The organism is Gulbenkiania mobilis, from assembly GCA_004346645.1.
Taxonomy (GTDB): domain Bacteria; phylum Pseudomonadota; class Gammaproteobacteria; order Burkholderiales; family Chromobacteriaceae; genus Gulbenkiania; species Gulbenkiania mobilis.
The window spans coordinates 1-19,860 of the sequence record SMDA01000007.1 but is presented as its reverse complement, the minus strand read 5'-3'; the positions used below and the strand labels follow the sequence as shown (position 1 = coordinate 19,860).

Here is a 19,860-nt window from a genome sequence, read left to right as displayed (position 1 = left end):
TCACCGGACAGATCCGTCCATAAGGAGAATGACAATGCGCAGAACCGTACTGAAAACCCTCGCTGCCGTATCCCTGGGCCTGGCCTTTTCCGCCAGCGCCTGGGCAGCCGACCCGGCCAAGAAGGAAATTGTAATTGGCACCACCGTCGGCGACTTCGGCGACATGGTCAAGCAGTCGATCAAGCCCATCCTGGAGAAAAAGGGCTACAGCGTGAAACTGGTAGAGTTCACCGACTATGTGCGCCCCAACCTCGCCCTGCAGGAAGGCTCGCTGGACGTGAACGTGTTCCAGCACAAGCCCTACCTGGACAACTTCGCCAAGGAGCACAACCTTTCGCTGACGCCGGTGTTCCAAGTACCGACGGCGCCCCTGGGGATTTACCCTGGCAAGCTCAAGTCGCTCAAGGACGTGAAGGCAGGCAGCACGCTGGCCGCTCCCAACGATCCCACCAACTTTGCACGTGCGCTGGTGATGCTCAACGACCTGGGCTGGGTGAAGCTCAAGCCGGGCATCAATCCGCTGACCGCCTCCGAGCATGACATCGCCCAGAACGTGAAGAACGTGAAGATCGTGCCCTTGGAAGCGGCCCAGCTGCCGCGCTCGCGTGGCGATGTGGATTTCTCCGTCATCAACGGCAACTACGCCACCAGCTCGGGCATCAAGCTGACTGAAGCCATCTATCAGGAAAAGAGTTACGCCTATGTGAACTGGGGCGTGGTACGTAGTGCAGACGTGCAGAAACCCTGGGTGAAGGACGTCGTGGCTGCCTACAAGTCGCCGGAATTCAAGGCATGGGCCAAGCAGAAGTATGCCGGCTACAAGCTGCCGGCCGACTGGAAATAAGCGGGCAACCGCGACCGGATTGCCCGGTTGGCCGAAGGTTTGGCCAATGGGGTGATACACCTGGCATCAAGGCTTCCGGAGGGCTCTGGCCCTCCGTTTTTTTTGCGCATCCGCAACGCCTGCCGCGCGGCAGGGTTGTCGGGTCCGCTTCAGAATGGTATTCCTCTGTCACTGAATGCACAGACCGCTTCCCGCATAGAGAGCCCTCAGGGCCAAAGGGAAAACGGGCGACTCGAGAGGAGGGTCGGGGGAATGCGCAACCGTGCAGCATGGGCAATCTGGTGGGGGCTTGCCTGGATCACGCCGGCCATGGCCGACGAGACATTGGTCATTTACTGCAGCGAGCACACGCCGCCCAAGCACTATGCCGAAGCCGGCGTGGCCAAGGGATACGCGGTGGAGGCTGCGCGCATGGTGGCGCTGGAGGCCGGCTATGTGCCCAAGGTGGTCGCCCTGCCGTGGTTGCGGGCTATCCGAGAGTCCGCCAGCGGCAGCGGCATCATCACGTCTTTCTCCCGCACTACCGAGCGGGACCGTGCCTTTCTGTACACTGATCTCCTGCTGGAAGATGCGGTAGTGCTGGTGCAGGCGGAAAGCAGGCCGTTCCCGGTGCGCTCGTTGGCTGACCTTTCCGGGCGACGCATCGGTACGACGCGCGGGGCGCGCTACTCGCCGGAGCTGAATGCTGCCCTGCCCAAGATGGTGATCAACGAGGATGGGTCCCCGCCTTTGCGACTGCAGATGCTGGTGGCAGGACGGCTGGAGGGCGCGCTGTTCGCCGGGGGCGCACCGGCGGTGGCCTACAGCGCCCGGGAGGCCGGTGTGGCGATGTCGGCATTGCGCATTGTCTCGCCCCCCTTGGCGGTGAACCCGAACTTCCTCGGTGTGCCCAAGGCCATGCCACAGGCCGCCGCGGTCAAGGCGCGTCTTGATGCGGCGCTGGCACGGCTGCGCAAGAACGGCCGGCTGGCGCGGCTTCTGGAACAGGCCGGGCTGACCGCGCCGTCTGCCCGCGCTTCCGCATCGGTTACTGTCCCTGCCACTCTTCCATGAAGTCGTCGCGGAAGCGGCGTACTCGCTCCAGCCGGGCTTCGGCCAACCTTTGGCCGGCTTCGGTCTGCATGGTCTCCGGCAGCTTCTCCAGCTTGACCGCAATGTGGTCCAGCGCGTAGCGCAGGTCGTCCAGCGGGCGAGTGCCGCCCAGCGGGTCGGTGGGGTGGGCCAGTGTGGCGCCCATGCGCCCGGCAGTGTAGAAGAGCCGCGCCAAGCCCACTGCCCCCAGCGCATCCATGCGGTCTGCATCCTGCACGATACGCGCTTCAATGCTGTGGGGGGTAATGCCGGCCGAGTAGCTGTGCGCTTCGATGGCGTGGGCCACCGCATCCAGTTTTTCCTCGGGAAACCCGACGGCCTGCAGGTGCGCCCGTCCCCGCTCGGCGGAGCGCTGTGATGCCAGATGGCGTTCGGGATGGTTCTTCGGCAGGTTGACGAGGTCGTGCAGGTAGCAGGCCGCCATCACCACCATCGGGTCGGCCTCGGTGTGGGCCAAGAGCAGGGCGCGCGCCACCTGCCACACCCGGTCGAAGTGGGCTGTGTCGTGGGCGCCATCCGCTTCCCCTGCCTCGGTGGCGAGGATGTCCAGAAGCCGGGGGCGCCAGTGTGCGTGCAGGGTATCGATCATGAAAACGGCTTCAATCTCCGAAGGGCCGGACATTGAAGCCGAGGCAGGCGGCCGCGTCAACCGAGGCCGGCACGCTGGTGCTCAGGCGCCCAGCGTGCAGTAGGCGCTAGCTACCTGGGCGGCAAGACGGGCGTTGTTGAGTACCAGCTGGATGTTGGCCGAAAGGCTGTTGCCGCCGGTCAGTTCGCAGACGCGGGCCAGCAGGAACGGCGTGGCGGCCTTGCCACCGATGCCCTGTTCCTCCGCCTCGCGCAGGGCTTGGGAGATGGCAGCGTCGATCGCTGCCCGCGGCATGGCATGCGCCTCAGGAATGGGGTTGGCCACTACCAAGCCACCGCGCAGCTGCAGGTCCCACTTCGTTTTCATTACCCGTGCGATCTCCTCGGCTTCCTCCATACGGGCATCCACGCCGAACTCACTGTCGCGGGTGAAGAACGCCGGCAGGTGGTCGGTCCGGTAGCCCAGTACCGGCACGCCATGCGTTTCCAGGTATTCGAGCGTCAGCCCCAAGTCCAGGATGGACTTGGCGCCAGCGCATACCACCGCCACCGGCGTCTGCGCCAGCTCCTGAAGGTCGGCCGAAATGTCGAAGCTGGTCTGGGCTCCACGGTGCACGCCACCGATGCCACCGGTGGCAAAGACCCGAATGCCGGCAAGTGCTGCCACGATCATCGTCGAGGCCACCGTGGTGGCGCCGGTCTGACCGCGGGCTACCACCACCGGCAGGTCGCGGCGGCTAACTTTGGCCACGGCATGGCCGGCCCGCCCCAGGCGTTCGATCTCTTCATGCGACAGGCCTGCCTTCAGGCGCCCATCGATGATGGCGATGGTGGCAGGCACGGCGCCGGACGCGCGCACCTCGGCCTCCACTTTCAGGGCGGTCTCCACATTCTGCGGATACGGCATGCCGTGGGAGATGATGGTGGATTCCAGCGCCACCACGGGAAGGTTGGCCGCCAGGGCTTGGGCTACGTCCGGATGGATATCGAGCAGTGGATGCAGGTTCAATTGAAGCTCCTTGCAGGTTCTTGAGCGAGGCACGCCTCAACGGCGGCGCGCGACAGGATGGGGCTGTTGGTCATGGGGGTCGCCAGGGTCAGGGCGGCACAGGCCTGTGCCATGCGCGCGCTCTCTTCCAGCGGCAGGCCGTCCTGCAGGCCGCAGGCCAGCCCGGCCATCAGGGCATCGCCTGCGCCGGTAGTGTTCACGATCCCGCCAGCAGGCAGTACGGCCGGCGCCCAGCCGCTGCTGTGGCCGTCGCTGTAGAAGAGCCCCTCGCTGCCGAGGCTGAGCACTACCTGCCGCACGCCCTGTTCATGGAACCAGTCGGCAACGCGGGGGGCATCGTGCGGGGCTGTGAGCGGCAGGCCGGAGAGCGAGGCTGCCTCTAGGCGGTTGGGCTTGAGCAGGCTGATCCTGGCGAGCCAGGGGCGCAGTCGCTCGGCCTTGAAGGCCGAGACCGGGTCCACCATCACCGGCGCCTGCGCTTCGGCGAACAGCCAGGCCAAGGCGTCTTCAGAGAGGTTGGCATCGGCGATCAGGCGCCCGGCGTGGCGTACCAGCTCGCGGCATCCAACGAGGCGTGCCGGGGTCAGCCTGGCGAGGGCGTCCATGTCGTTGATGGCGAGCGCCATGTCACCGTCCGGGCCTTGGATGGAGAGATAGGTTGGCGTGGCCGCGTCCGGCAGCACCAGTACGTTCTGCACGTCCACGCCCGCTCGCTGGGTGGCCTCCAGCAGCGAACGGCCGTGCAGGTCGTCGCCCACCACGCTTACCAGACGCACGTCCAGGCCCAGGCGGGCCAGGTTCTCAGCGATGTTGCGCGCGACACCGCCGGGTGAGGCAAGCACACGGCCGGGGTTGGAGTCACCCTGCCGTAGCGGGGCTCCGGCGATACCGGTGATGTCCATGTTGGCGCCACCGATTACCACAGTGCGGGGAGCCTCGGCCAGGATGTAGCCCTTGCCCCGGATCAGGCCCTTGTTCATCAGATTGACGATATGGGTGGCCACAGCGGGGCGACTGATGCCCAAGCGATCGGCCAGCGCCTGTTGGGGGATGAGCGGATCCTGACGCAGCAGGGATAGGATCTGTTGTTCGCGTTCGGTCATCTAAACTTAAGTTTGTTTTGTTTGCTTTTGTTTGGATGATAGGCCGCGGCCTCATGCTCGTCAAACAAAAAAGCTTGGCCGAAGCCTATAAAGGCTTCGGCCAAGCGCCAGCGGTGGGGAAGGCTTAGTCTTGCCAGGCCAACCGCAGCCCAAAGGCCACGAACAGGCCACCAGTGAGCCGATCGATGGCTGCGATCCGGCCGGGCTGGTGCAGCCATCCGCCCAGCGGACCGGCCAGCGCCGACAGCAGCGCAAACCACAGCACGCTTTCGGCCGCATGCACCAAGGCCAGCAGGCCGCTGGTCAGGGCGACGGAAGCGCCCGCCGGGATGAACTGTGGCAGAAAGGTGAGGTAGAACAGGCCCACCTTGGGGTTGAGCAGATTGGTGAGTAGCCCGCGCATGAACCACGTCTGTGCAGCGTCCTGGCGCTGCCCACTCGTGCCGGACGCGGCGCCGAGTGCACGGCGTGGCGTCCGCAGCAGCCGCAACCCAATCCAGATGAGGTAGGCGGCGCCCACCACGCGCAGGGCATGGTAGGCGGCCTCGGAGGTGGTGAGCAGGGCACCCAGACCCAACGCTACCAGCAGTCCCCAGGCCAGCACGCCGGTAGCAATGCCCAGGCCGGCCAGAAAGGCCGGCCGGGCACCCTCGGCAAGCGAGGTGCGCAGCACGAGTACGGTATCGAGTCCGGGCGTTACTGTCAGGACAGCGGCTGCCACCGCAAAGAGGATCACGGCTTCAAGCATGGTCGACCTCCCCTTACCAGATCACCCGCACGGCCTGCTGGCCTAGCCAGTCGCGCAGGGCCAGCAGCAGGCCGTCGTCCAGGCGCACGCCCCATTCGGGCGAAAGCAACAGGTCGCCGCGCGCGGTGCCATTGCTGTAGCTTACCCGTACCGGGCAGCCGGACTCTTGCGCCCGGAACGGCGACAGTACGTTTTTCAGGCGTCCCACATCGGCGTTGCCGTTCATCGTTAGCAACAGGCTGCGGGCGAAGCGGCTGCGGGCTTCGCCCAGATCGTAGAGCTTGTCCACCACGATGCGCAGGCCGCCGGAGAAGTCATCGTTGCTGACCTTGCCCTCCACCACCAGCACCGTGTCTTCCTTAAGCCGGGTGCGATTGGCTTCGAAAGCCTCGGCGAAGATACTGACCTCCAGCTTGGCCGAACCATCGTCCAGCTGCACGAAGGCCATCTTGCCGCGGTTACCCACCTTGACGCGGATGCCGGTCACGAAACCGGCCAGCAGTTGTAGCTCCTTTTTGGGCTGCAAGCGCGCCAGGGGCGTTTTGATGAATGCGCGCACCTCACGTTCATAGGCGCTGAAGGGGTGGCCAGACAGGTAATAGCCGATGGCGAGCTTCTCTTCGGCCAACCGGACCGCGTCACTCCACGGCTTGGCGTCGATCATGGCCACCGCAGGCACGTCCTCGGCCGCGAACATGTCGAACAGCCCGCCCTGATTGGCGTTTGCCGCTTCCTGTTCGGCCGCTTCCAGTGCCAACGATACGTTGGCGAACAGGCGCGCCCGGTTATCGTCGAGGGTGTCGAAGGCGCCCCCGCGGATTAGCGACTCGATCACCCGCTTGTTGACGATCTTCTTGTCTGTGCGGCGGCAGAAGTCGAACAGATCCTTGAACGGACCGCTTTCGTTGCGCACCGCAACGATGTGGTTTACCGCCGACTCGCCAGTGCCCTTGATTGCGCCCAGTGCATAGCGGATACGCTTGCGGTCTACCGGCACGAAGCGGTAGAAACTTTCGTTGACGTCCGGGGGGAGGAATTCCAGACCATTGGCCCGCGAGTCGTCGTAGAACACCTTGAGCTGGTCGGTATTGTCCAGTTCTGACGACATGGTGGCGGCCATGAAAGCGGCAGTATGATGCGCCTTGAGCCAGGCAGTCTGGTAGCTCACTACCGCATAGGCTGCGGTATGCGACTTGTTGAAGCCGTACTCTGCGAACTTGGCCATCAGGTCGAAAAGCTGCTCGGCCAGCTTGGGATCGTAGCCCTTCTTGCGCGCACCTTCAGCGATCTTTTCGCGGTGGGCGGCCATTTCCTCCGGCTTTTTCTTGCCCATCGCGCGGCGCAGCATGTCGGCCCCGCCCAGGGTGTACCCACCGATGATCTGCGAGATCTGCATCACTTGTTCCTGATACACGATCACGCCATAGGTCGGCTCCAGGCAGGCGGTCAGGTCGGGGTGAAAGTAGTCCACCTCCTGCTTGCCAGCCTTGCGCAGGATGAAGTCGTCCACCATCCCCGAGCCGAGCGGGCCCGGACGGTACAGGGCCAGCACGGCGATGATGTCTTCGAAGCGGTCGGGGCGCAGCTTCTCCAGCAGCCGCTTCATGCCATCCGATTCCAGCTGGAACACCGCTGTGGTGTTGGCGTCCTGCAGTACCTTGTAGGCAGCCGGGTCGGTGAACTCCAGAAGGTTCAGGTCGGTGTCAAAGGACGGGTCCAGATCACGGATGTAATTGACCGCCAGATCGATGATCGTCAGGTTGCGCAGCCCCAGGAAGTCGAACTTCACCAGTCCGATCTGCTCTACGTCGTCCTTGTCCAGCATGGAGACCGGAACCGCCTCCTCGCCACCGGCCTGATACACCGGACAGAAGTCGGTGATCCGCCCCGGAGCGATCAGCACGCCACCGGCGTGCATGCCGATGTTGCGCGTCAGGCCCTCCAGTTTTTTGGCCAGCGCCCAGAGTTCGCGCAGTTCCTCCTCGTTTTCCAGACGCTCCTTGAGGACGGGTTCCATTTCCACCGCATCGTCCAGGCTGTACTGCTTGCCCGGCGCAGCGGGGATGAGCTTGGATACGCCATCGCAGAAGTTGTACGGCAGGTCTAGCACACGGCCCACATCGCGCACCACCGCCTTGGCGGCCATTGTGCCGAAGGTGGCGATCTGCGATACCGCCTCGGCACCGTACTTCTGGCGCACATATTCGATCACCCGGTAGCGGTTGTCCTGGCAGAAGTCCACGTCGAAGTCGGGCATCGACACCCGCTCGGGATTGAGAAAGCGCTCGAAGAGCAGGGCATACGCCAAGGGATCGATGTCCGTGATGCCCAGGCTGTAGGCTACCAGCGAGCCGGCACCCGAGCCTCGGCCCGGCCCTACCGGGCAGCCATTGGCCTTCGCCCAGTTGATGAAGTCGGCCACGATCAGGAAGTAGCCAGGAAAGCCCATCTGGATGATGGTGTCGCATTCCACCTTCAGCCGTGCGTCATAGCGCTCGCGCTGGTTCGCGCGCTCCGCCGGATCGGGGTAGAGCTTCTCCAGCCGGGCCTCCAGCCCCTGGCGTGACAGATGGACGAGGTAGTCATCGAGCGTCATGCCGTCAGGCGTGGGGAACTGCGGCAGGTAGTTCTTGCCCAGTTCGATGGTCAGGTTGCAGCGCTTGGCGATCTCCACGCTGTTGGCCAGCGCCTCCGGCAGGTCGGCAAAGCGCTCGGCCATTTCGTCCGGCGAAGGGAAGTACTGGCAGGGGTGGAAGGTCTTGGGGCGGCGTTTGTCCGCCAGGGTGTAGCCCTCGGCGATGCACACTCGTGCTTCGTGTGCCTTGAAGTCGTCCGGATCGAGAAACTGTACCGGGTGGGTGGCCACCACCGGCAGGTCGGTCTGGCTGGCCAGCCACAGCGTAGCTTGTACGCACTGCTCGATCTGCGGGCTGTCGAGGCGCTGCACCTCCAGGTAGAAGGCATCTGGAAAAAGGCGGGCCCAGTATTCGGCACGCCGGCGGGCTTCGTCGGGATTGCCGTTGCACAGGGCTACCCCCACGTCACCGAGATGGGCGCCAGACAGGCAGATCAGGTTGCTGTTGTCGCCGTCCTCCAGCCAGGCGCGCTTCAGTTCGGCACGGCCACGATACTGGTTGTGCGTGTATGCATCGGCCAGCAGCTCGCACAGTCGCAGATAGCCGGCACGGTTTTTCACCGTCAGCATCATGCGGTAGGGCTTGTCGCGGTCTTCCTCGTTCTCCAGCCAGACGTCGCAGGAGACGATTGGTTTGAGGCCGGCGCTACGGCAGGCTTTGTAGAACTTGACCAGTCCGAAGAGGTTCATCAGGTCCGAAAGACCGAGGGCGGGCAGCTGCTGTGTGCGTGCACGAGCGACGGCATCGTCCACCCGGACGATGCCGTCGGTGATGGAGAACTCGGTGTGCAGGCGCAGGGGAATAAAGCGGGGTGCGTTCATTCAGGCATTTTAGCGGCTGGGCCTCGACGCTACTACCGCACGCACGTACCGATTTGCACTTATTGCACTGCAGCATCAGAATGAAAGAGAGGACAACAAGAAGGGAAACAGACCATGGAATTCAACGTCCGCGATCTGGACAACGACCTATGCTACCGTCTACTGACGGGTGGGGTACTGCCGCGCCCGATTGCCTGGGTCAGTACGCAAAGCCTTGAAGGGGTGGCCAACCTGGCCCCGTTTTCCTTTTTTAACGTCGCCAGTGTCACGCCACCAGTACTGGCGTTCAGCCTGCTGCGCCGTCCCGACGGCAGCGAGAAGGACACGCTGGCCAACATCCGCGCCACGGGGGAGTTCGTGGTGCACGTGGTGCGCCGTACGCAGATCGAGGCGATGAACCTTTCCTGCGGCAACTACGCGCCCGAAGTGGACGAATTTGATCTGGCCGGGCTGGAAAAGACCTTGGCGTATACCGTGAAGGTGCCGGTGATCGCCGATGCCGCCATACGCTACGAATGCCGGCTGCAGCAGCTGCTGGAACTGGGCAACCAGCCGGGGGCAGGGTGCTTGGTGCTGGGCGAGGTTCTGCACGTGCATGTGGCCGACGCACTCTGGCACGAGGGTCGAATTGACGGCGAAATGCTGGATGCGGTAGGCAAGCTGGCGGGCGATGCCTACACCTTCACCCGCGACAGCTTCGCCCTGCCCCGGCCCTGATGCCGGCACGCTATTCCGGGGCGCCCTTCTTCAGGCTGGCGAACGCAGCCTTCTGCATTTCCAGGGTCTTGATCTGCATCGACAGCATGCCAAGGTTCATGGTCAGCCAGCTTTCCACCACCTTAAGCTCGGCCAGCCGGCGCTCGATTTCCTCCTCGCTCATCGGCGGCAGGAAAGGTTGGGCGCTGGAAGGCGTGGCGGCCTGGACAAACTGACGCCACAGGGCGAAGGGGTCTGCAGGATTGTAGTCGGCACTCATGGCGGTCTTCCTCAAGAAAAAACGGGTGGCCGAAGCCACCCGTTGAGTATAGCGTCTGCCAGCGCGGTCAGACGCCAGCCTGCTGGGCCGGGTCGGCCGGCGGTGCTACCGGTGCGTTGGCCTGCGCATCCACGGCAGCCAGCGCCACCATGTTGACGATGCGGCGGACCGACGAGATCGGCGTCAGGATATGGGCGGTCTTGGCCATGCCCATCAGGATCGGCCCGATGGTCACGCCATCGGCAGCCGACACCCGCAGCAGGTTGTAGCTGATGTTGGCCGTTTCCACGCTCGGCATTACCAGCAGGTTGGCCGAACCTTTCAGCGTGGAGTCGGGCATGGCCTGGCTGCGGATGGCTTCCACCAGCGCAGCGTCGCCCTGCATCTCACCGTCTACTTCCAGGTCGGGTGCTCGCTCCTGGATCAGGCCCAGCGCGGCACGCATCTTTTGTGCCGAATCGCTGTCGTTGCTGCCGAAGCTGGAGTGCGACAGCAGGGCGGCCTTGGGAACGATACCGAAGCGCTTGATCGACTCGGCTGCCATCAGTGTGATGTCGGCCAGTTGTTCGGCTGTGGGGTTGGCATTGACGTAGGTGTCGGCAATGAAGATGTTGCCGGTGGGCAGCATCAGTGCGTTCATCGCCCCCGCGTGCTGCTGCGGATTGTTGTAACCGATTACGTCGCGGACGATATCAAAATGCTGGCGGTAGTTGCCGTAGGTGCCACAGATGAGCGCATCCGCTTCGCCTCGGTGCACCATCAGGGCGCCGATGAGGGTGGTGTTGCCGATCACGCGACGACGGGCCTGCTCCTGCGACACACCCTTGCGCTTCATGAGCTGGTAGTACTCCTGCCAGTATTCATTGAAGCGCGGGTCGGATTCGTTGTTCACCAGCTCGAAATCCACACCTGGGCGCAGCTTCAGGCCCAGCTTCTTGAGGCGCATCTCGATCACGCTTGGACGGCCGATCAGAATGGGCTTGGCCAGTTCCTGCGACACGATCTCCTGTGTGGCGTGCAGCACGCGCTCATCCTCGCCTTCGGCCAAGACTACGCGCTTCTGTTCCTTCTTGGCCTGCGAGAACACCGGTTTCATGAACAGGTTGGTCTTGTAGACGAACTGTGCCAGTTGGTCGACGTAGGCGTTCATGTCCGTGATCGGACGGGTTGCTACACCCGACTCCATCGCGGCCTGAGCTACGGCCGGGGCGATCTTCACGATCAGGCGGGGGTCGAAAGGCTTTGGAATCAGGTATTCCGGACCGAAGGACAGTTCCTGGTCACCATAGGCCGAGGCCACCACATCGCTCTGCTCGGCCATGGCCAGGTCGGCAATGGCGCGCACGCAGGCCAGCTTCATCTCTTCATTGATGGTGGTAGCGCCCACGTCCAGCGCGCCACGGAAGATGAAGGGGAAGCACAGGACGTTGTTGACCTGGTTGGGGTAGTCCGAGCGACCGGTGCCGATAATGGCGTCCGGACGCACTTCCTTCACCAGCGGCGGCAGGATTTCCGGCTCCGGGTTGGCCATGGCCAGAATGAGCGGGTTGCGCGCCATCGACTTGACCATTTCCTGGCTCACCAGCTTGGGGCCCGAGAGGCCCATGAAGATGTCGGCATCGACCATCGCGTCAGCCAGCTTGCGCTGGCCGTTGTCGGCAATCGCATACCGCTTCTTCGATTCGTCCATCTTTTCGTCGCGGCCCTGATAGATGACGCCCTTGGAGTCGCAGACGGTGATGTTCTCTCGGGCTACGCCCAGTGCAACCAGCAGGTCCAAGCAGGCGATGGCGGCTGCGCCCGCGCCAGAGGCCACCACGCGTACCTTGCTGATGTCCTTGTCCACCAGGCGCAGGCCGTTGAGCACTGCGGCGGCGGCGACGATGGCCGTGCCGTGCTGGTCATCGTGGAAGACGGGGATGCCCATGCGTTCGCGGCACTTCTTCTCGATGTAGAAGCACTCGGGCGCCTTGATGTCTTCCAGGTTGATGCCACCGAAGGTGGGTTCCAGCGAGCAGATGATATCGACTAGCTTGTCCGGGTCGGTTTCGTTCACTTCGATATCGAACACGTCGATACCGGCAAATTTCTTGAAGAGGACGCCTTTGCCTTCCATCACCGGCTTGCCGGCGAGCGCACCGATGTTGCCGAGGCCGAGCACGGCGGTGCCGTTGGAGATCACAGCCACGAGGTTGCCGCGGGCGGTGTACTTGTAGGCGTTGAGCGGATCCTCGACGATCTCCATGCAGGGTGCGGCCACGCCGGGGGAATAGGCCAGGGCCAGGTCACGCTGGGTAGCCAGCGGCTTGGTGGGGGATACTTGGATCTTGCCGGGCGACGGGTACTGGTGGAAGTCGAGCGCGTTCTGGCGCAATTGCTCATCCATCTGGGAGCTCCTGAGAGTTGCTTTTTCTTTGAGGATGGTTGGAAGAACAGGTCAGCCATTATAGGGGCTAACCCTAGACCCGGCTACGACGTGTCCGACAAAAAACGCGACGGGGACACCGTCGCGTTCGTGTTTCCGGCCCCTGGCCTTACATCATGCCAAGGGTGCGCGGCAGCCACAGCGAGATGGCCGGCACATAGGTCACCAGACCGAGGAAGACCAGCATCGTCAGCAGCCACGGCCATACTGCGATCGTCAGCTCGGTAATGCCCATTTTGGTAATGCCCGAGGCCACGTACAGGTTCAACCCTACCGGCGGGTGGCACATGCCCACCTCCATGTTCACCACGATCAGGATGCCGAAGTGGACCGGATCGATACCCAGCTGCACCGCCACCGGGAACAGGATGGGTGCAAGGATCAACACGATGGACGAGGGTTCCATCACGTTGCCTGCCAAAAGCAGCAGAATGTTCACCACCAGCAGGAAGGCGATCGGACCGAGGCCGGCGTCGATCAGCCAGCTGGCCATGGCCTGCGGAATGCCTTCGCTGGTCATCAGGAACGAGAACAGCACCGCGTTAGTGATGATGTAGAGCAGCATGGCAGACATGGCCGCCGAGTCCAGCAGCACCTTGGGCAGCTGCTTGAGCGACAGGTCCTTGTAGATGAACACCGCCACGATGAAGGCATACACCGCCGACATCGCCGCGGCTTCTGTGGGGGTGAATACCCCGGTATAGATGCCGCCAATTACCACCACGATCAGGAACAGGCCCCACATCGACTCGCGGAATGCCTTCAGGCGCTGGGCGGCACTGGCCTTGGGCAGGCGGGGGTAGCCGAACTTGCGTGCCCGCCACCAAGTGGTCAGGCCCAGGAAGGTGGCGAGCATCAGGCCCGGAATCACCCCGGCCATGAAAAGCTGGCCCACCGAAGTGTTGGTGGCCACCGAGTACATCACCATCACGATCGACGGCGGGATCAGGATGCCCAGCGCGCCCGAGGTGGTGATTACCCCGGCGCCGAAGCGATCGGGAAAGCCCTGCTTGACCATGGCCGGCAGCAGGATGGAGCCGATGGCCACCACCGTGGCCGGGCTGGAGCCCGACACCGCCGCGAACAAAGCGCAGGCCACCACGCCCGCGAGGCCCAGCCCGCCATGCCAGTGGCCGACCATGCTGGAGGCAAAGTTGATCATCCGCCGCGCCACGCCGCCATGGGTAAGGAAATTGCCCGCCAGGATGAAGAACGGAATCGCCATGATCTCGAACTTCTCGATGCCGGTGAACAGCTTGAGTGCCACCGCCTCGATCGGCACCTCGGTCATGGTGAACAGGAAGGTCAGGACGGTCAGGCCGAGCGAGATCGAGATCGGCATGCCCGTCAGCATCAGGACGATCAGGAGTCCGAAGATGATGAGCGCACTCATTGTTTTTTGTCTCCGTGCTTCAGGTCGTGCGGGTGCAGGTTGTCATCCATCGCAAACCAGTTGATGTCTTCGGCGGCCTCGTCCATGCCTTCCACATGGCTGTGGTCGTGGCGCGGCAGCTCGCCGGTGCGGATGAAGTTCCAGGCCACCTGCAGAAAGCGGAAGCACATCAGGTAGGAGCCGACAGGCACCGCGAGGTAAACCATCCACATCGGCAGCTCAAGGTCGGCCGAAGTCTGGTCGGTGTGAGCGATCTCCCAGACGAAGGTGCCGCCGAGTGTGCCGACGATGCCGGTAAAGAGAGCACCGGCCAGAAGGCCGATCACGATGAACTTGGCCCGGTTGCGGTCGGAGAGCTTGTTGATCAGCACGTCCACACCCACGTGGATGCCGGTGCGCACTCCGTAGGCCGCGCCGAACTTGGCCATCCACACGAACATGTAGATCGTGAGTTCCTGTGCCCAAGCCAGGTTGATGTGTGCAGTGTATGGGTGCAGCAGCTCGGTGCCCGAGGCATAGCGGTGCACGACGGCGACAAAGGTCAGGAGGGTGGCCGCGCCCATCAGGAAGGCGATCAGCCACTCCTCGAGACGATCGAGGAATTTCATGGGGATACTCCGGATGGAACAGGAGCGTGCCCGCGCTGGGCGGCACACGCTCCCGGGTCAGGAACCGGTCAGTTCGGGGTGAAGCCGGTCTGCTTGTAGATGGCTTGGATCAGGTCGCCGCCGATCCGGTCTGCCATCTTGGCGTGTACCGGTACCAGGGCCTTCTTGAAGGCGGCGCGCTCAGCCGGTGTAGGGGTGTAGACGGTGGTCTTGCCGGACTTGGCGATATTGGCCAGATCTTCGTCGTTTTCCTTCTTGGCAATGTCGTTGGCGTACTTGGTGGCGTCGCGCATCGCGCCTTCCAGCGTGCCGCGTACGTCCGCCGGCAGCCCATCCCAGAACTTCTTGTTCACGATCACCGCATAGCCCAGATAGCCGTGACCGGTAGTGGTCAGGTTCTTCTGCACTTCGTGCATCTTCTGGGTGTACATGTTGGACGGCGGATTCTCGGTTCCGTCCACCACGCCCGTCTGCAGGGCCTGATAGACCTCGGAGAAGGCCATCACTTGAGGCAGCGCGCCCAGCGAGCGCATTTCCTCTTCCAGCACCTTGGACGACTGGATGCGCATCTTCAGGCCGCGGAAGTCGGCCGGCGACTTGAGCGGCTTGTTGGCCGAAAAATGCTTGAAGCCGTTGTCCCAGAAGGCCAGGCCCTTGATGCCCTTGCTATCCAGCTTGCCCAGAAGCTGCTGGCCGATCGGGCCCTGCGTCACCTTGTGCAGGTCGTTATAGTCGTCAAAGATGTAAGGCAGATCGAAAACTTCGAACTCCTTCACGCCCAGCGGGCCAAACTTGGCGAGGCTGGGGGCCAGCATCTGCACGGCGCCCAGCTGCAGCGCCTCGAGCTCTTCCTTGTCTTTGTAGAGCTGGCTGTTCGGGTAGACCTGAACCTTGACCTTGCCCTTGGTGCGTTCTTCAGCCAGCTTCTTGAAGTATTCGGCTGCCTTGCCCTTGGGGGTGTCCTGCGCCACCACGTGGCTGAACTTGATCACGATTTCACCGGCAGCATGCGCTACGCCGGACAGTCCGAAGGCGGCACCGACCATCAGGGCGGCAAATTTCAGTTTCATCTCGAATCTCCTGTATACCGGGTCCGGTATCTGGTTTGCGTTGTTGGGGGCATCCCCGAAGCAGCCCTTGTGTCCGGGCTGTCTGGCAGACGCTAAATTAGGGGGAGGGCGGTGGTGCCACCATTGGGGAATTCGGCATCAGGGTTTTCCTGTAGTGGGCTGAACCGGACGGCGGCGCGGTTTGCCAAGCCCTCCGGCCTTCTGCACACTGGCAGTTCTGCTTGTTGCCGGTCGCCTTTCCATGCCTTCTTCCATCCGCCGCGCCGCCCTACGCCGCTCCCCCCGGCTACTGTGGCTGTCCACCGCCATGATCCTCGCGGCCCTTCTGGTCGCGCTTGGCGGACTCATCTATCTCGTCTACCGCGACTGGGTGGATGAACAGCGCGACAACCTCATCCAGGAAGTGCTGTGGCTGGAACAGTCGATCCGGCTGCATATGGAAAGTCACCAGGAGTGGGGCGCCAACGTGGCCGATGCGCTTGCCGACGAAGCGCTGACCGGCGCGCAGTTCATCACCAACACCCGCCTTTTCCTGCGAGAGAACCCGGAGCTCCTGACGGTGGAGCGCGTCAGTGCCGATGGCCACCGACTTTGGAACGAGCGCAACCTCGCGCTGGTGCAGGAACCACCGTTGCGCAATGAGGCCTACAGCGCGCTGTGGCGCGCCAGCCGCCTTGGTCGCCCCGCCTACGGCGCTTACTACCGGGCGGCTGATGGCAAGGTGCAGTTCGATCTTGTGGTGCCACTGTTCTCGCAGGGACGCTTTGTCGGGGGCGTGCGGCTGGTGTACGGCCTTGAGCGGCTGCTGCGTTACCAGGTGCCGTGGTGGATCGCCTCCAAATACCACATCAGTGTGGTGGATTTGGGCGGAAGAGAGCTGGCCAGCAAGTTCGAGGGAGCCGTGCGTGCCGATGCCCTGACGCACCAGATCGGCTTCGATCCGCCAGGGGACGGGCTACTGCTGCGTGCCACCGTTTACCGCAGCGGCGTCGGGCTGACGATGCCAGCGGTGGCGGGTGTCATTGCGCTGCTCGTGGGCGCGCTGGCCTATTCGCTGTGGCGGCTACGCCAGCACACCCGCGAGCGTACCCGGGCGGAACTGGCGCTGGAGCGCGAGATGACGCTGCGCGAAGCAATGGAAGATTCGATGAAGAGTGGCCTGGTGGCCATTGGTCTTGAAGGGGAGATCCTGCACGTCAACCGGGCCTTCTGCGAGATGACGGGTACCGCCGCGCAGGCGCTTGTCGGTCAGCGCCCCCCCCACAGTTACTGGCCGCGCGAGGAGCGGCCGGTGCTGGAACGTGCCATGCGCGCAGTGCGCGCCGGGGCCCAGCCCGAACATGGTTTCGAGCTGCCTTTCCGTCGCAGCGACGGCGAACGCTTCGAAGTGCGGCTTTACGCCACTCCGCTGGTGGACCGCGATGGTACCCAGCGCGGCTGGATTGCCACGCTCTACGATATTACGGAGTTGAAGAAGAAGCGGCTGGCCCTCAACCTGTCGCACCAGCGCTTCCTGACCGTGCTCAACGGGCTGGATGCCGGGGTGTGTGTGACAGAAGGGGGCAGCGCGCAGCTGCTGTACGCTAACCCGGGCTTTGCCACGATGTGGCTCAGCTGCGAGCCGGACGGCGCCTGCTGTCCGGTCTTCCCGGGCCTGCCAAGGTTGGCCGAAGCGGGCGGGAGCGGGCTGGAGGTGGTGCTCAACCACGGTGAGCACTGGTATTTGCTGCACCGGCGCGCTATCGAATGGGTCAATGGGGAAGCCGCCTGGCTGACCATCCTGTCGGATGTCACCGAAGCCCGGCAGCACGAAGCGCGCGAGCGGGCCCAGGCCGAGCGCTTTCAGGATACCGCCCGTCTAATTGCAATGGGTGAGATGGCTTCCAGTCTGGCCCACGAGCTCAACCAGCCGCTGACCGCCATCAACACCTACGCCTCCGGGCTGATTCGCCGGCTGCCGGCAGACCTGCCGTTGCCCGGCGGGGTGCGCGATGCGGTGCAGGCGATTGCAGATCAGGCGCGCAGGGCAGGGCAGATCGTCAACAGCATCCGCGCTTTCGTGAAGAAGCACGCCCCGCAGCTGGAGGCCACCGATCCGTCTGCTGTCATCCGGCGAGCGGTCGGGTTGGCCGAAGGGCTAGCGGCCAAGAACGGCGTTGCGCTGGAGGTCGCGCAGGATGGCCGCGTCTGTCGGCTGGAAATGGACCCGGTGCTGATCGAGCAGGTGCTGCTCAACCTGATCAAGAACGCAATCGAGGCAATGGTGGAAAGCCAGACCCGACGGCCGACGGTGGCTATCCGTACCCGGGTCGGCCCCGCCTACTGGCATGTGGAGGTGGCCGACAACGGTCCGGGGCTGGCTGAAGACATGCGCGACCGCCTGTTCACGCCGTTTTATTCGACCAAGCAGGAGGGCATGGGCATCGGGCTCAACATCTGCCGCTCGATCGTGGAATTCCACCGTGGCGAGTTTGGCGTTAACGCCACATTGTCCGGGGGCTGCCTGTTCTGGTTCACGCTGCCCCTGCTACAGGCGGAGACCACCGCGGCCTGAGCGGCCGCGGCCGAGATCAACGCTGCGGCGTCAGCACAGTGTCGTGCGCTTCGGCCAAGGTTTCGGGGTAGTCGCGACTGTAATGCAGCCCGCGGCTTTCCTTGCGCTCCATGGCAGAGCGCACAATCAGCTCCGCCGTCACCACCAGGTTGCGTAGCTCGATCAGATCGTTGCTGACATGGAAGTGCCGGTAGTACTCGCTGATTTCCTCGCGCAGCAGTTCGATGCGGTGCAGCGCCCGCTCCAAACGCTTGTTGGTGCGTACGATGCCCACATAGTCCCACATCGCCCGACGCAGTTCGTCCCAGTTGTGTGAGATCACCACTTCCTCGTCTGGGTCAGTGACCTGGCTGTCGTCCCAGTCGGGGATCGCCGGCTGCGTGCCGGGTGGGGTAGCCAAGATGTCGGCCGCGGCCGCCTTGCCGATCACCAGACACTCCAGTAGCGAGTTACTTGCCAGCCGGTTGGCACCGTGCAGGCCGGTGCAGGCCGCCTCCCCCACCGCATACAGGCCGTCCACATCGGTGCGTCCCGCAAGATCCGTCACCAGTCCGCCGCAGGTATAGTGCGCAGCCGGCACCACCGGGATCGGTTCTTGAGTGATATCGATACCCAGTTCCAGGCAGTGAGCATAGATATTAGGGAAATGCTCGCGGATGAAATGGGCGGGCTTGTAGGAAATATCCAGATACACGCAATCCAGGCCGTGCTTCTTCATCTCGAAGTCGATCGCGCGCGCTACCACGTCCCGGGGCGCCAGCTCGGCGCGGGCATCATGCGAGGGCATGAAGCGGGTTCCGTCAGGCAAACGCAGAATGCCGCCCTCGCCGCGCACGGCTTCGGAGATTAGGAACGACTTGCTGTGCGGGTGGTACAGGCAGGTGGGGTGAAACTGGATGAACTCCATGTTGGCCACCCGGCAGCCGGCCCGCCAGCCCATCGCAATGCCGTCGCCGGTGGCAGTATCCGGATTGGTAGTGTAGAGGTACACCTTGCCCGCCCCCCCGGCGGCAATGATGGTGTGCGGGGCCGCAATCGTCACCACCCTGTCGGCCTGCTTGTCCAGCGCGTAGATGCCATACGCCCGACGGCCCTCCAGCCCAAGGCGCTTGGAGGTGATCAGGTCGATGGCTATATGTTCTTCCAGCACCGTGATGTTCGGGTGGGCCTTCAGCTTTTGCCCCAGGGTGGTGGTCACCGCCGCGCCGGTGGCATCGGCGGCATGGATGATGCGCCGGTGGCTGTGTCCGCCTTCGCGGGTCAGATGGTAGCCGGTTTGGTGGGTGGCATCGCGGGTGAACGGCACACCCAGGTCGATCAGCCAGTCGATGGCCTCCTTGGAGTGTTCCACGATAAAGCGGGTTGTCGCGGCATTGCACAGCCCGGCACCGGCCACCAGCGTGTCGCGGATGTGCTCCTCCACCGTGTCGTCCGTGTCCAGTACCGCTGCAATTCCCCCTTGGGCGTAGGAAGAACTGCCCTCAAGAAGGTCCCGCTTGGTCACCACCGCCACCTTGCAGCGTTCGGCCAAGTGCAGCGCCAGCGTCATCCCGGCCAGCCCGCTGCCAACGATCACCACATCGAATTTCAGCATTGCATCCTGCTCCTGTGAGATGTGGGCAAGCCTATCAGCAATGAAATGCAGCCGAAAAGCTTTTGGAAAGGTAGGGCGCCCGCTGGCGGGCAGGGTAGACATCGGTCGGCAGGGGGCGGGACAGCAAAGCGGCCTAGGCGTGATGCTTCGGCTTGGCATCGCGCCGCCCCTTCCATTCCCGGCTAGGGGCTTGGCGGCCCCCCCCTCACACGTCCGGGTGTGGCTGGTTTTCTGAAATGTTCTTCGTGAACAACGTGTTGTGGCTGTTTTTTGTAGTTTTCAGGCAAAACCTTCAAGGTAATCACCGAATACTGCTTGACGCATAATTGAGAGGTGGGTATAGTTCGCTTCCTCTGCTGAGCGCAACGGCGCCGGCCTGATCTTTGACAGTTTAGAACA

The 19,860-nt window shown here is 63.5% G+C and carries 15 protein-coding genes; 4 read left to right on the top strand and 11 right to left on the bottom strand.

Going from position 1 to position 19,860, the window contains the following annotated elements:
• Positions 1-34 precede the first annotated feature (34 nt).
• Together EV669_RS10805 and EV669_RS10800 are read left to right on the top strand one after the other, a co-directional pair.
• The gene (locus EV669_RS10805) at positions 35-844 is read left to right on the top strand and encodes a MetQ/NlpA family ABC transporter substrate-binding protein (RefSeq protein WP_054285873.1); all 810 of its coding nucleotides are present in this window, start codon (positions 35-37) and stop codon (positions 842-844) included.
• Between the two features lie 252 nt (positions 845-1,096).
• Positions 1,097-1,897, top strand: a complete 801-nt coding sequence (locus EV669_RS10800) for a substrate-binding periplasmic protein (protein ID WP_132098680.1) — start codon at positions 1,097-1,099, stop codon at positions 1,895-1,897.
• Here the strand turns inward: EV669_RS10800 and EV669_RS10795 are convergent.
• The 5 genes from EV669_RS10795 to dnaE all read right to left on the bottom strand — a co-directional run bounded on the left by EV669_RS10795 (position 1,872) and on the right by dnaE (position 8,841).
• Complete coding sequence (locus tag EV669_RS10795) at positions 1,872-2,525, bottom strand: HD domain-containing protein (RefSeq protein WP_132098679.1); 654 nt, start codon at positions 2,523-2,525, stop codon at positions 1,872-1,874. The genes EV669_RS10800 and EV669_RS10795 overlap by 26 nt on opposite strands.
• A gap of 81 nt (positions 2,526-2,606) precedes the next feature.
• On the bottom strand, positions 2,607-3,533 hold the full coding sequence (locus EV669_RS10790; RefSeq protein WP_318271431.1) for a pseudouridine-5'-phosphate glycosidase: 927 nt from the start codon (positions 3,531-3,533) through the stop codon (positions 2,607-2,609).
• Entirely contained in the window at positions 3,530-4,636 is a 1,107-nt protein-coding gene (locus tag EV669_RS10785) for a PfkB family carbohydrate kinase (protein ID WP_055434269.1), read from the bottom strand. Before EV669_RS10785 ends, EV669_RS10790 begins: the two co-directional genes overlap by 4 nt.
• Before the next feature lie 124 nt (positions 4,637-4,760).
• On the bottom strand, positions 4,761-5,384 hold the full coding sequence (locus EV669_RS10780) for a LysE family translocator (protein WP_054285869.1): 624 nt from the start codon (positions 5,382-5,384) through the stop codon (positions 4,761-4,763).
• Between the two features lie 13 nt (positions 5,385-5,397).
• Positions 5,398-8,841: a DNA polymerase III subunit alpha gene (dnaE, locus tag EV669_RS10775; RefSeq protein ID WP_132098678.1), complete on the bottom strand. Its 3,444-nt coding sequence runs from the start codon at positions 8,839-8,841 to the stop codon at positions 5,398-5,400.
• Positions 8,842-8,955: 114 nt separating this feature from the next.
• Here dnaE and EV669_RS10770 point away from each other — a divergent pair, with 114 nt between their 5' ends.
• The gene (locus EV669_RS10770; protein ID WP_055434267.1) at positions 8,956-9,558 is read left to right on the top strand and encodes a flavin reductase family protein; all 603 of its coding nucleotides are present in this window, start codon (positions 8,956-8,958) and stop codon (positions 9,556-9,558) included.
• Positions 9,559-9,568: 10 nt separating this feature from the next.
• Here the strand turns inward: EV669_RS10770 and EV669_RS10765 are convergent, their stop codons facing one another.
• The 5 genes from EV669_RS10765 to EV669_RS10745 all read right to left on the bottom strand — a co-directional run bounded on the left by EV669_RS10765 (position 9,569) and on the right by EV669_RS10745 (position 15,313).
• Positions 9,569-9,817, bottom strand: a complete 249-nt coding sequence (locus EV669_RS10765; RefSeq protein WP_054285866.1) for a PhaM family polyhydroxyalkanoate granule multifunctional regulatory protein — start codon at positions 9,815-9,817, stop codon at positions 9,569-9,571.
• 67 nt (positions 9,818-9,884) lie between these two features.
• Positions 9,885-12,203: an NADP-dependent malic enzyme gene (locus EV669_RS10760; protein WP_132098677.1), complete on the bottom strand. Its 2,319-nt coding sequence runs from the start codon at positions 12,201-12,203 to the stop codon at positions 9,885-9,887.
• Between the two features lie 148 nt (positions 12,204-12,351).
• Positions 12,352-13,635, bottom strand: a complete 1,284-nt coding sequence (locus tag EV669_RS10755; protein ID WP_054285864.1) for a TRAP transporter large permease — start codon at positions 13,633-13,635, stop codon at positions 12,352-12,354.
• On the bottom strand, positions 13,632-14,243 hold the full coding sequence (locus EV669_RS10750) for a TRAP transporter small permease (RefSeq protein ID WP_054285863.1): 612 nt from the start codon (positions 14,241-14,243) through the stop codon (positions 13,632-13,634). The genes EV669_RS10755 and EV669_RS10750 overlap by 4 nt, the downstream gene beginning before the upstream one ends.
• Before the next feature lie 68 nt (positions 14,244-14,311).
• The gene (locus EV669_RS10745) at positions 14,312-15,313 is read right to left on the bottom strand and encodes a TRAP transporter substrate-binding protein (RefSeq protein ID WP_054285862.1); all 1,002 of its coding nucleotides are present in this window, start codon (positions 15,311-15,313) and stop codon (positions 14,312-14,314) included.
• Positions 15,314-15,554: 241 nt separating this feature from the next.
• On the opposite strand from EV669_RS10745, the gene EV669_RS10740 reads away from it, so the two are divergent.
• Positions 15,555-17,867, top strand: coding sequence for a PAS domain-containing sensor histidine kinase (locus EV669_RS10740; protein WP_132098676.1), 2,313 nt, complete (start codon positions 15,555-15,557; stop codon positions 17,865-17,867).
• Between the two features lie 16 nt (positions 17,868-17,883).
• Here the strand turns inward: EV669_RS10740 and nadB are convergent, their stop codons facing one another.
• Positions 17,884-19,461, bottom strand: coding sequence for an L-aspartate oxidase (gene nadB, locus EV669_RS10735; RefSeq protein ID WP_132098675.1), 1,578 nt, complete (start codon positions 19,459-19,461; stop codon positions 17,884-17,886).
• Positions 19,462-19,860: the final 399 nt, after the last annotated feature.